Here is a 12379-nt window from a genome sequence, read left to right as displayed (position 1 = left end):
TGTTGTAATTTCAATTGCAATTTTTATCGTTATTTTTGTACAAGAATGAGATCAACTAATAAACTTAAAAATCAGATGTAGTACACTAAGGTTTAAGCCTGTAAAACTCTTTTATTTCAATTGATGCTTATCATCAATCACAAACAGAAAGGTCTCAGGTCGCCAAAATTACAAATAAAACTACTATATTCCCTAATATAAACACTGTTCAAAATCATTTTTTAAGTTCTTTTATGAAGATTTCTTGTCTGATTTTTTTTTCAAATAAAATTTCACAATATATAATGAATAGAGTATCAGTTTTTTTAATGTTTTTTGTTCTATGTTCTATCAGTTTCTACAGTTTTGGACAAAACTTGGAATATAAAATTAAAACAATCGTTATTGATGCGGGGCATGGTGGAAAAGATCCTGGAGCAGTAGGAAAACAGTGCTATGAAAAAGATATTGTATTAAGTATTGCCCTTAAAACTGGGAAATATATCAAAGATAATTTTCCCAACATAAAAGTTGTTTACACAAGAACAACAGATGTTTTCATTCCTTTACAAGAACGCCCCGAAATTGCTAACAAAAACAAGGCCGATCTTTTCTTATCCATTCACGCGAATAGCCTTGAGAATAATACAAGAACTTATGGAACTGAAACATTCATTTTAGGTCTTCATAAATCGAAAGATAATTTGGCTGTTGCGATGAAAGAAAATTCAGTGATGCTTTATGAAGACGACTACACCAATAAATATGAAGGTTTTAATCCTAAAGATCCAGCGTCATATATTATATTTAATTTGATGCATAGCCTGCATATTGATAATAGTACGTCGATGGCTCAACATACCGAACATCAATTTAAAGAAAGAGTTGGCAGACGATCAAGAGGCGTAAAAGCTGCAGAACTATGGGTTTTAAGAAAAGCAAGCATGCCATCTGTTTTAATCGAAGTTGGTTTTATTTCTAATCCTACTGAAGAGCGTTTTCTAAGATCCGAAAAAGGGCAGGACTACATGGCCTCTGGTATTTTCAGAGCTTTCAGATCATATAAAGAAGAAATTGAACGACACAGTTCCCGAACCCTTGAGGCGAAAGAGAAACCTATTATCCTTGAATCATCAACAAAGGTGTATTATTGTGTACAAATAAAATCCTCATCAAAAAAAATATCACTAAACGACAAGGTGTTTGAAGGACTTGAGAATGTAGTAGAAACGCATGTGAATGGTGTTTATAAATACTCCGTTGGGCAAAGCTCAAACTTGAAGACTATTATCGACGAGAAAAAGCAGATAAAAAAAATAATTCCTGACTGTTTTATAGTTGCTTATCACAAGGGAAAGCCTATTTCTATTAAAGAAGCCAAAAAGATTCAAAAATCATAATAATTATTCTCTACCTTTGATGGAGAAAGGATGAAGTAATCACACAATATGACTAAATGAAAATATCAAAAGAAGCTACTATTGGATTATTGGTTGTAGCTGCCATTACGATTTTTATTTGGGGAATTAATTTCCTTAAGGGAAACAGTATATTCTCAACAGACCAATTGTTTTACGCAAAATATCAAAGAGTTGATGGCTTAAAAAAATCGAGTCCGGTAACTCTGAGGGGCTTTAAAGTTGGCCAAATTCAATCTATTAAATTCAGTGAATCGAATATCAATGATTTAATTGTGTCGTTCTCAGTAGGTGATGGTTTTAAACTTCCTAAAAATACGACTGCTCGAATTATCAGTTCAGATATTATGGGGACGAAAGAAATTCAAATTATCCCTGGAAATTCTAAAACCGTTTTACTTGCAGGTGACACCATTAAAGGTAGTATTGAAGGTGACTTAAAAGAACAGGTCAGTATGCAAATGCTACCTCTTAAAAATAAAGCCGAGAAATTAATGTCAAGTGTGGATTCGGTTCTAACCGTGATACAATACATTTTTAATGCAGATGCTCGTGATAATATTTCACAGAGTTTAACAAGCATTAAAAACACAATAAACAAGCTTGAACACACATCTGGAAGTCTTGATACATTAGTTACTGGACAAAGGTCTCATATGGAAAAGATATTAGCAAATGTTGAATCTATAACGGGTAATCTTGAATCTAACGGAAAAAACATTAGTAATATCCTAAGTAACTTCTCAAGTATTTCTGATTCCTTAAAACAAGCCGAAATTACTTCAACTGTGAATAATGCCAATGCTGCATTGGCTCAGATAAACGAAATATTCCAGCAAATAAATTCAGGAGAAGGCAGTATGGGAGCCTTTCTTAAGAATGATAGTCTTTACCACCATATGGAATCGGCATCGAAACATTTAGATGAATTATTGGTTGATCTAAAAGCCCATCCTAAACGCTATGTTCAGCTTTCTGTGTTTGGGCGCAAAGACAAGGAAAAGAAAAAGAAGTAATACAAATCAAATATTCACAAAAAAGCCAGATATAAATCTGGCTTTTTTTTAGTTCAATAAAAGATCGTTAAGTCCATCATGCTGCGTTTTGACATGACGATGCGCTTCAGAGTAACGTATAATTCTCTTAATCAAACTAGCTGGTGCTTCAAGCAGTGAATCATCTATATAATTGATTAACTCCCCCGATCCCATCAAGTCATCAATAGAGATGCTTTCAAGTTCAGTAAGAAAATCATCATGATTCCTTGTTGATGCCCAACCTACAAGTGTAAAAATTGAATTCATTCGCATACAAATTGGTTTATACTATTTATAACGCGAGCAATTCTGTTTTAGTATGTAAAATTCGACAAAACATTAATTCTGCTAGGACATCTGTAAATTGAGTTGATTTTCTTCAATCATTTTTCGAAGATTAATCAAAGCATAACGCATACGTCCTAATGCCGTATTGATACTTACATCTGTATCATCAGCAATTTCTTTAAAACTTAAGCCTTTATAATGACGTAACACAATGACCTCTTTCTGATCGGATGGAAGGCGATCCACCAACTCTTTAACTTCATAACACACCTGAGAGCGAATCATGATATCCTCACAATTGTCATCGCTAAATTTATCTGAATTGAATAGGTCTAGTTCAAAATCATCATTTGAATAAACCTTATTCATCTTTTCTTGCCTAAAATGATCGATGATCAAATTATGGGCAATACGAAAAACCCAAGCCAAAAACTTACCGTTGTCTCGATATTTTCCAGCTCGTAAAGATTGTATGACTTTAATGAAAACATCTTGAAAGATATCATCAGTCAGATCTTTATTTTTAACAATTAGATAAATGTAGGTATACAGCCTATCTTTGTGGCGAGTTATGAGCATTTCTATCCCAGACTGGTCGCCAGAAATAAATCGCTCAATATAATATTGATCGCTTTTTAAATCAAATTTCTCCAATTTCACATTCTATATTTTAAGTAATACTGTGTAGAGATTGATCTATAAGCAAAGTAGGTTTTAGTGTGTCAATTATTATATCACTTGCAAGATTATAAATAATAAAGAGTTTTGCAAATCATTAGAACTTAAATAAATTTGTAAGATTTTATATTTCGCTCAGAACTTCAAGGAACAAACATGATTCATCAAGATAAATTCATCACCATAAAAGGAGCAAAGGTCCATAATCTTAAGAATATCGACTTAAAGATTCCTCGTAATAAATTTATTGTGATCACAGGACTTTCAGGCTCAGGAAAATCATCCTTGGCATTCGACACACTTTATGCCGAAGGGCAGCGTCGTTATGTTGAGAGTTTATCATCCTACGCTCGTCAATTCCTTGGCCGAATAAACAAACCGGAAGTTGATTTCATAAAAGGGATTCCACCTGCAATTGCTATTGAACAAAAGGTCAACACCCGTAATCCTCGTTCTACGGTGGGCACATCAACAGAAATCTACGATTACCTAAAACTATTATTTGCGCGAGTAGGAAAAACCTACTCCCCCATTTCAAATACATTAGTAAAGAGACATAGCGTAAGTAATGTCGTCAACTTTACTTTGGAACAAGAGACAGATGCCACTGTCATGATCATGGCAGAACTCCATCCCAATGGAGAACGTACAAGGAAAGAACAACTTGAAATTCTATCACAACAAGGATTTTCAAGAATTGAAATTGAAGGAAAGGCACACAAAATATTTGATGTTTTAGAAGAAGATAAATTATTATCAAAAAAAGGAGATATCCATATCATTATTGATAGAATTCGTATTGATCAGGAAGAAGATACCCGAAATCGCTTGGCTGATTCTATTCAAACAGCCTTTTACGAAGGGAAAGGTGAATGTTTAATATCTATTTCTGACTCAAAGGTCTTGAAATACCATAGCTTCTCAAACCGTTTTGAAGCTGATGGAATTACATTTGAAGATCCACACACACATACTTTTAGTTTTAATAATCCTATTGGCGCCTGTCCTAAATGCGAAGGCTTCGGCAAAGTTATTGGTATTGATGAAGATCTAGTGATACCCAACAAAACCATAAGCATTTATGAAGATGCTGTTGTGTGTTGGAAAGGTGAAAAAATGAGAAAATGGAAAGATGAGCTCGTATTTGCTGCTGAAAAATTCGATTTCCCCATTCACAAACCCTTCTTCGAGCTTAGCGAAGAGCAAAAGCAGTTGCTTTGGACAGGAAATAAGTATTTCAAAGGTTTACATGCTTTCTTTGCATATGTCGAATCCAAACAATATAAAATTCAGTACCGCGTCATGTTATCGAGATATCGTGGAAAGACAACTTGTCCCGATTGCCGTGGAACCAGACTAAAGAAAGAAGCTGGATACATTAAAGTTACGGGTAAAAACATCCAAGATTTAGTTTTAATGTCTATCTCTGATCTCAACGAGTTCTTCAATAATCTAAAACTGGAGGGAAGTGATGAAAAGGTTGCTAAGCGAATTTTAATTGAAATTCAGAATCGCCTGCAATTCCTCTCTGATGTCGGACTGGGATACCTGACATTAAACCGACTATCAAGTAGTTTATCGGGAGGTGAATCTCAACGAATTAATCTAGCTACATCACTTGGAAGTAGCCTTGTTGGATCTCTTTACATACTTGATGAGCCAAGTATTGGGCTGCATTCAAAAGATACGGAACTTTTAATTAAAGTACTCCGTCAACTGCGTGACCTAGGCAATACAGTTGTTGTCGTTGAGCATGACGAAGACATTATCATGGCTGCTGATCAAGTTATTGACATAGGACCTTATGCTGGCCGATTAGGTGGTGAGCTGGTATTTCAAGGCGATTTGGAAGAGCTCAAGAATTCTGACGTTAGTTTAACCTCTCAATATATTTCAAAAACACGAAGCATTCCAACACCTACCTCAAGGAGAAAATGGAATAACTATATTGAAATCCTCGGTGCTCGTGAAAATAATCTAAAATCATTAGATATCAAGTTCCCTCTTAATACCATGACATTGGTTACAGGGGTTAGTGGATCAGGAAAATCGTCCTTGATTAAAACCATCCTATACCCTGCCCTAAAGAAACATTACGGTGGATATTCAGATAAAAGTGGTCACTTTGATGCGCTTAAAGGCGATCTGCATATGATTAGTAATGTTGAATTTGTTGATCAAAACCCGATTGGTAAATCCTCTCGATCTAATCCGGTGACCTATTTAAAGGCTTATGATGAGATTAGAAAACTATATGCCGAGCAACAAGCAGCAAAATACAGTGGATTTAAATCGGCACATTTCTCTTTCAATATTGATGGTGGCCGTTGCAACGAATGCCAGGGAGAAGGTATTATTAAGGTCGAAATGCAATTTATGGCTGACGTTTATTTACAATGTGAAAGCTGTAAAGGACGTCGATTTAAAGATGATATCCTTGACGTCAGATACTGTGGAAAAAACATTCATGACATTCTTGAAATGACCGTGAATGAGGCCACTGAATTTTTTACTGAATCAACGGGCAAAACAGAAAAGAAAATTGCTCAAAGACTAAAGCCTTTGGTCGATGTTGGGCTAGGCTATGTTAAGCTTGGACAGGCCTCAAGCACTTTAAGTGGGGGGGAAAGTCAAAGGGTTAAACTTGCCTCCTTTTTAGCTAAAGAAAAAGCTGAACCTTGCCTTTTCATTTTTGATGAACCAACTACTGGGCTCCATTTTCATGATATTAACAAACTTATGGATGCTTTTAATGCTCTAATTGCAAGAGGTCACAGTTTAATTGTGATTGAACACAATATGGAAGTAATTAAATGTGCTGACTGGATTATTGATTTAGGTCCTGAAGGAGGAATTAATGGAGGTGAGCTTTGCTTTGAAGGCTTACCTGAAGATATTACCCAAAAATCTAATTCTTATACAGGAGAATATTTAAAAGAAAAATTATAGACATTCATCCGTAAGGACATTCGTTTTCAACAAAGTAATTTAAAGAACCACAATATGATAGATCTAAATTTAAAGGATAACAAACTCGTTATTGAGAATATTGAAAAATTACGTACAAAAGGTAACATTAATGATTTACCCGTCATTCTTGACTACTTAAATGCTCCAAGCAATCCTGAGATTGAAAAGGCTTTATATAATTTCATCTTCGACATAAAAGATCCTAAAGCTGTTGATCCAATTATTGCAGCCATTCAAAATGATAAATATCAGCCTATTCAAAAAAAGTTAATTGAAATGTGCTGGCAATCAAGTTTAAAATTTGCCAAACATATTGGTCTCTTTGTGGATCTGCTAATTAATGGTGATTTCGAAATTGCATTTGAAGCTTTAACTGTGATTGAGAATATGGAAGAGGCTCTTGATCCAAAGTCTAAGGAACATGAGATGGCTAAACTAAAAAATGCAATATCTACTGTAAATGAAGATCGTAAAGCGTGGTTACACGAGGCTTTCCATATGATTGAACAAGCTTCAGAATAATTATACGAAACTATTCCCATCTTATATATATTAAATATTCGAAGGCTTCATTACTTTTATAGGTAATGGAGCCTTTCTATTAACATCAAGATCCATTTATCTCAACAAAAAGACATTGCTAAACAACTGATAATCCGAACTTAAAACAACATTCAAATAAATAATTCGTATATTTTAATACTTTCTGATAGGGTATTATCCTGATTAGACATCATAGTAGTAGAAAGACATAAAGATCAGGCCAATCCGTCTCTAAATATTATTCTAACAGTTTTAAACATTTAAAATATACTATCATGAAAACAAATCTCAGAAAACAGGTTTCGATATTGCTTTCATTTATACTGGTCCTTTCTTTTAGCCAGGTGATGGGAGCTGAAAGCTTCAATTTCAAAAAGAAAAACAAAGCTAAAACACAACAAGTTATTGACACTCTTAAGTACAATGTTTACAAGGGTGAAATTAAAAATAAGGAAACTGGGGAAATGCTTATTTTCGCCAACATCTCGGTTAATGGGTCCAATGTCGCAACGGTATCAAACAGCGATGGCGAATTTCTTTTAAAGATTGCAAAGAATCTGGATGTAAAAACACTTACTGTTTCTCATATTGGATTTAAAAATAAAGAATTTGAGATAGCTTCACTAAAACCTAAAAAGAATATTCTTGAGTTAGAATCGGCTATTATTCCTCTTGGGGAGATTAACATCTATCCTCACGATCCTTTATTCTTAGTTCGCAGCATTCTAAAGAAAGTTGCTGAAAACTATACGCTTGATCCTAGTATGATGAAAGGTTTCTATCGTGAAACAATTAAGAAAAACAGAACTTATGTCGCTTTATCCGAAGCTGTTGTTAATATCAATAAGTCAGGCTATCAGCAAATACGCGATGATCAGGTTCAAATTTTCAAAGGACGAAAAAGTCAGGATGTAAAAAAGATGGATACCTTATTATTCAAATTACAGGGGGGACCAAACACAACACTTTTGCTTGATATTATTAAAAACCCTTATAACTTACTTTCAGGTGATTTTATTGAAAACTACGATTATTCTTTAAAAAACATCACCAAGCTTAATGATAAGATTCACTATGTAATTGAATTTAAGCAAAAACAAGGTATCGACTTACCTTTATACTACGGTCTATTTTATATTGACGCAAAGAATCTAGCCTTGAGTAGCGCTAAATTTAGCTTAAATATGGAAAACGAGTCAGAAGTTAGAAGCATGTTTATTCGCAAAAAGCCATCTGGCGTAAAAGTAACACCTCTATCAGCCGACTACATTGTTAATTATCAGGAAAAAGGCGGCAAATGGTATTTCACCTACGCACGTGGAGAAATCAAATTCAAGTGTAACTGGCAACGTAAACTTTTCAACTCTAAATTTTCAGTTATGACAGAAATGGCTATTACTGATAGAACTGATGGTGAAACCACAAGATTCAAAGGGAAAGAGCGATTTAAATCAAATCAGGTGATGGCAGATGAAATTGGAAACTTTAGTGATGAAAACTTTTGGGGAGCATCTAACACGATTGAACCCGATCAATCAATTGAAGCTGCTATTAAAAAATTAAAAAGAAAAGGGAAGTAAGATTAAGCTAGGAAGTCATTGATTTATCCTGGAGTTCCCTCTCCAGGATATTTTCAGAACTAAACTTAAAAGCTTATCAGTAGACTAAAAAAAAAGACCTATTTTTAATTAAATATTAAAAATAAACGAAGCAGGAATCACGAATGTTAGAGGATACTCAAAATATTACAAAGCAAATAAGAGAAGGCAACCTGAAGGAATTCGAAAGAGTTTTTAAAGAATTTTATCCACAACTATGTCTTTACGCACTTCGCTTTGTTAAAACGAAAGATTTATCAGAAGAAATTGTTCAAAACCTCTTTTGTCAGATTTGGGAAAACAGAAAAAAATTAAATATTCATACTTCGATAAAAGCATATTTATACCGATCAACCTATCACAATGCCCTACAGGTTTTAAGAAAAATGGGCAGTCATAACAAGTACAAAGAATACATTAAACACCACTTTGATGAAAATGATTCTTCAACCAATAAGCTTGAAGAGAAAGAAATTAACAAAATTGTACAACAAACGCTTTCGTCATTACCACAACGCTGTGGCACCATTTTTAAGATGAGTCGTTTTGAAGGATTAAAATATCAGGAAATAGCTCAAAAGCTCTCCATTTCAATAAAAACAGTTGAAGCGAATATGGGAAAAGCACTCAAAGCATTTCGACACAATTTAAAAGATTACATGTGCTTTTTTTAAGCAAAACACAATTTCAAAGAAAACAATTAATAAAGACTATTGCTGCAGTTAAAATTTAAATAGCTGCCAAAAACAAACAGAATGACAAAAGAATTTTCACATACACTGGATTGGGAGATCATTTCGAAATACTTAAGTGGAGAAATGACAGAATCGGAACTTGAGGTTTTCGAAGCGGAGATGGCGGTAAATCCTGGCTATGCTGAAGCAATAAAAGCTTCTGGAAAAGATTTAACGCTTGCTGATTTATATCTCGCGAACGAAGCATTTGACTCTGAAGATGCTTGGTTGAATGTAAAAAAGAGAATTGTAAATAAGAAAGATACCAACACTCATTTTTCTGTCTCAAGCCCCTCTCCTTTTAAAACATTTTTTAGGCTTGCGGCTTCAATTATAATTTTATTCGGGATTGGCCTTTTGGCTCAAACAACATACACGCATCTGTATCCTAACAAAACGTTTGTTTGTGAAATAAACGAAGCAAGCAAAAGCATAACTCTCGATGATGGATCTGTGATAACACTCAACTCAAATTCGAAGCTTATCTATCCCAGAAAATTCAAAACTAATGAACGTCGGGTAAAATTAATTGGGGAAGCATTTTTCGATGTCGCAAAAAATCCTAATAAAGCTTTCATTATTAATGCAAAAGATGCTGAGGTAAAAGTATTGGGTACATCATTTAATATTAATGCTGCCACAAACAAAGTTGAAGTCCTTGTAAAAACCGGAAAGGTGCAGTTTTCATCAATTAATGAACCCGACAATAAGCTTATTTTAATACCTGGCGATTTTGCCAGTTTGATGAAATCAAAACTTGAAAAAACGGTTACGCTCGATGATAATTATTTATCCTGGAAAACTCGTCAAATGATTTTTAGAGATACCAAATTAATCGAAGTTGCTAAAGTTTTAAACAGAACCTATCAAGTGCAAATTCATTTTCAGGAAGCTGCCATTAAAGACCTACCTCTTACTTCAACTTTCGATCATGATCCTTTGGACGATATTTTAAACTATATGTGTGCTCCATTCAACTTGGTTTACGAGAAAAAGGGCAATCAGATTCTGATTAAGAAAGCAAATTAAAATAGCCGTTTAAATAAATATTCTACTTGGTAAAATTGACCAAGTAGAATAAAACTCAATCTATCCTCTTACTAAAAACGAATACATGTTTAAGCAAATCACCCATACAAGCATTAAATTACAGACAAAGTCCTTATTTCTTATATTTTGTCTCTTAATGGTCAGTGTGGTTAGCTTAAGTCAAAACAAAGGACTCAATCAAAAAATATCAATTAATCTAAAAGAAATCAGTTTAGAAAAGGCCTTAGATTCAATCGCAAAAAAAACAAACACTTACTTTACTTATGATGCCAGTATCCTAATAGATAAACCTCATGTTAATCTTATAGTGAACGAAGAGACTTTATACGATGTATTAAGACAAATTATTCCTGATACAACATTAGATTTCCAACTGATAAACAAACAGATTATAATAGTTCCCGCTAAGCAAAAGGAAAATCTTGCTCAGAAAATTTTAAAACCCCAGTTGAATTTCAAAAAGATAAAAGGTCGAATTCTCAATAAAAAAAACCGACATGCATTAGCCTATGCAAGTATTGGTATACGGGGTAAATCTATTGGTACAATTAGCAATATTGACGGTGATTTTTTATTAAACATACAGAATCAGCATTTTAACGACACACTGACATTCTCATTCATCGGTTTTATTAATACCGAAATCCCCATCAGTCAAATTACAAATGACGAAATCACTGTTGAACTTAAAGAGAACCATATTTCATTACAAGAAGTTGTTATTAGAAATACGGATCCTCTGGCTTTAATAAAATCAGCGATCAATAACTTTAGTCAGAATTATTCAAAAAACCCAAGTCTACTTACAGGATTCTATAGAGAATCAGTCAGTAAAAACAAAAATTACATGATTTACCTTGAGTCTATTCTTGAGATCTATAAATCATCCTACCAATCGACTAACAAACTTGATATGGCTAAAGTTTTTCAGTCCAGAAAAATTTATGATTCCAATCGATTAGATACCGTATCACTACGTTTAAAAGGAGGTGTTGAAGGCTGTCTTCAGCTTGATATCGTAAAAAACAAAATTGACTTTCTGGATCCTGAGAATTTGCATTCTTATGACTTCTATTTGGATGATATTAGTTCTTACAACAATCACCCTGTTTATATCATCCACTTTCAACCCAAAGCGAATATAAAATATCCTTTAATGCAAGGTGATTTGTATTTAGATACTCGAAGTTTAGCCATTATTAGAGCCGAATTCTCTTACCCTTTAACTCGTGTAGGAGAAACAAAACATCATTTTGTAGCACAGAAATCGTCAAAAACAAAAGTACGTCCACTCAAAATTGAATATATTGTATCCTATAAAAATATCAATGGTAAGTATTATCTAAATCACACGAAAGGCAACCTCAAATTTAAAGTCAGACATAAACGTAAATTCTTTGCCAAAACATTTGAGACCAGTTTTGAAATGGCAATCACTCAGATTGATACCACTAATATTGAACGATTCAAATACAAAGAACGCTTAAGACCAAACACCGTGATGTCCAAATCCAGATTACCTTATGATTCAGGATTTTGGGGAAGTCAAAATTATATTGAACCCGAAGAGAGCATACAACAAGCTTTAAAAAGAATAAATGCCAATATGCTACAAGTAGCTAAAAAAGAAGATTAACACCTGAAATCTATGCCATTGTGGGGCTGTCCTAATTGTAAGCGAACATTTAAAAGTACAAATCAATATCATTCGTGCTATGTTATGGATAAGACATATCATACAAAGAAAATGAATGAAAAAGTTCAAATTGTTTTCGAGGCCATACTCTCACACTTAAAAAACTTTGAAGCAATTGATATCATCTTCCTTAAGACCCGTGTTCAAATTAATACAAATTCTACATTTCTATCCATCACCACAAAACGTGACCGTATAGAACTTGAATTCCAATTAGACAGAGAAGACGATTTCTTTCCTATTTTTATATGCCAAAGAATTTCTAAAAACCGTGTCTTACATCGAATTACACTCAGTGAACTTTCAGAATTTGACAATCAGGTGAAGATTTGGATTAAAGATGCCTATGATTTGATTAACAAAAGATGAACCTCATACGCAATCAAAA

At 33.7% G+C, this 12379-nt stretch carries 11 protein-coding genes; 9 read left to right on the top strand and 2 right to left on the bottom strand.

Annotation, left to right across the window (positions count from 1 at the left end):
- Nucleotides 1-284 precede the first annotated feature (284 nt).
- Nucleotides 285-1379 carry an N-acetylmuramoyl-L-alanine amidase family protein gene (locus DWB61_RS14300; RefSeq protein ID WP_125031592.1) on the top strand — a complete coding sequence of 365 codons (1095 nt, stop codon included), beginning with the start codon at nt 285-287 and terminating at the stop codon, nt 1377-1379.
- A 56-nt stretch (nt 1380-1435) separates the two neighbouring features.
- Nucleotides 1436-2413 carry an MlaD family protein gene (locus DWB61_RS14295; RefSeq protein WP_125031591.1) on the top strand — a complete coding sequence of 326 codons (978 nt, stop codon included), beginning with the start codon at nt 1436-1438 and terminating at the stop codon, nt 2411-2413.
- 48 nt (nt 2414-2461) lie between these two features.
- Here the strand turns inward: DWB61_RS14295 and DWB61_RS14290 are convergent, their stop codons facing one another.
- Nucleotides 2462-2701: a hypothetical protein gene (locus DWB61_RS14290; protein ID WP_125031590.1), complete on the bottom strand. Its 240-nt coding sequence runs from the start codon at nt 2699-2701 to the stop codon at nt 2462-2464.
- 81 nt (nt 2702-2782) lie between these two features.
- Nucleotides 2783-3382: an RNA polymerase sigma factor gene (locus tag DWB61_RS14285; RefSeq protein WP_225423403.1), complete on the bottom strand. Its 600-nt coding sequence runs from the start codon at nt 3380-3382 to the stop codon at nt 2783-2785.
- Nucleotides 3383-3556: 174 nt separating this feature from the next.
- Here DWB61_RS14285 and uvrA point away from each other — a divergent pair, with 174 nt between their 5' ends.
- The 7 genes from uvrA (at nt 3557) to DWB61_RS14250 (ending at nt 12360) form a co-directional block, all read left to right on the top strand.
- A complete protein-coding gene (uvrA, locus tag DWB61_RS14280) occupies nt 3557-6349 on the top strand; it encodes an excinuclease ABC subunit UvrA (RefSeq protein ID WP_125031589.1) in 2793 nt (930 codons plus the stop codon).
- A gap of 54 nt (nt 6350-6403) precedes the next feature.
- Nucleotides 6404-6892, top strand: coding sequence for a hypothetical protein (locus DWB61_RS14275; RefSeq protein WP_125031588.1), 489 nt, complete (start codon nt 6404-6406; stop codon nt 6890-6892).
- 296 nt (nt 6893-7188) lie between these two features.
- Nucleotides 7189-8493 carry a carboxypeptidase-like regulatory domain-containing protein gene (locus DWB61_RS14270; protein ID WP_125031587.1) on the top strand — a complete coding sequence of 435 codons (1305 nt, stop codon included), beginning with the start codon at nt 7189-7191 and terminating at the stop codon, nt 8491-8493.
- 143 nt (nt 8494-8636) lie between these two features.
- Nucleotides 8637-9185 carry an RNA polymerase sigma-70 factor gene (locus DWB61_RS14265; RefSeq protein WP_125031586.1) on the top strand — a complete coding sequence of 183 codons (549 nt, stop codon included), beginning with the start codon at nt 8637-8639 and terminating at the stop codon, nt 9183-9185.
- Between the two features lie 81 nt (nt 9186-9266).
- Nucleotides 9267-10274 carry a FecR family protein gene (locus tag DWB61_RS14260; RefSeq protein ID WP_125031585.1) on the top strand — a complete coding sequence of 336 codons (1008 nt, stop codon included), beginning with the start codon at nt 9267-9269 and terminating at the stop codon, nt 10272-10274.
- Nucleotides 10275-10359: 85 nt separating this feature from the next.
- Nucleotides 10360-11931 carry a carboxypeptidase-like regulatory domain-containing protein gene (locus tag DWB61_RS14255; RefSeq protein WP_125031584.1) on the top strand — a complete coding sequence of 524 codons (1572 nt, stop codon included), beginning with the start codon at nt 10360-10362 and terminating at the stop codon, nt 11929-11931.
- A gap of 84 nt (nt 11932-12015) precedes the next feature.
- Entirely contained in the window at nt 12016-12360 is a 345-nt protein-coding gene (locus DWB61_RS14250; RefSeq protein ID WP_125031583.1) for a DUF5655 domain-containing protein, read from the top strand.
- The last annotated feature ends 19 nt before the right edge of the window (nt 12361-12379 follow it).

Origin of the sequence: Ancylomarina euxina (genome assembly GCF_003863355.1) — a bacterium.
Taxonomy (GTDB): Bacteria; Bacteroidota; Bacteroidia; order Bacteroidales; family Marinifilaceae; genus Ancylomarina; species Ancylomarina euxinus.
The sequence above is the reverse complement of the archived record's forward strand: the minus strand, read 5'-3'. Positions and strand labels throughout refer to the sequence as shown.

Coding starts and splice junctions, on each gene's coding strand:
- DWB61_RS14300 (WP_125031592.1), top strand. CDS start 285: ATGAATAGAGTATCAGTTTTTTTAATGTTTTTTGTTCTATGTTCTATC.
- DWB61_RS14295 (WP_125031591.1), top strand. CDS start 1,436: ATGAAAATATCAAAAGAAGCTACTATTGGATTATTGGTTGTAGCTGCC.
- DWB61_RS14290 (WP_125031590.1), bottom strand. CDS start 2,701: ATGAATTCAATTTTTACACTTGTAGGTTGGGCATCAACAAGGAATCAT.
- uvrA (WP_125031589.1), top strand. CDS start 3,557: ATGATTCATCAAGATAAATTCATCACCATAAAAGGAGCAAAGGTCCAT.
- DWB61_RS14275 (WP_125031588.1), top strand. CDS start 6,404: ATGATAGATCTAAATTTAAAGGATAACAAACTCGTTATTGAGAATATT.
- DWB61_RS14270 (WP_125031587.1), top strand. CDS start 7,189: ATGAAAACAAATCTCAGAAAACAGGTTTCGATATTGCTTTCATTTATA.
- DWB61_RS14265 (WP_125031586.1), top strand. CDS start 8,637: ATGTTAGAGGATACTCAAAATATTACAAAGCAAATAAGAGAAGGCAAC.
- DWB61_RS14260 (WP_125031585.1), top strand. CDS start 9,267: ATGACAAAAGAATTTTCACATACACTGGATTGGGAGATCATTTCGAAA.
- DWB61_RS14255 (WP_125031584.1), top strand. CDS start 10,360: ATGTTTAAGCAAATCACCCATACAAGCATTAAATTACAGACAAAGTCC.
- DWB61_RS14250 (WP_125031583.1), top strand. CDS start 12,016: ATGGATAAGACATATCATACAAAGAAAATGAATGAAAAAGTTCAAATT.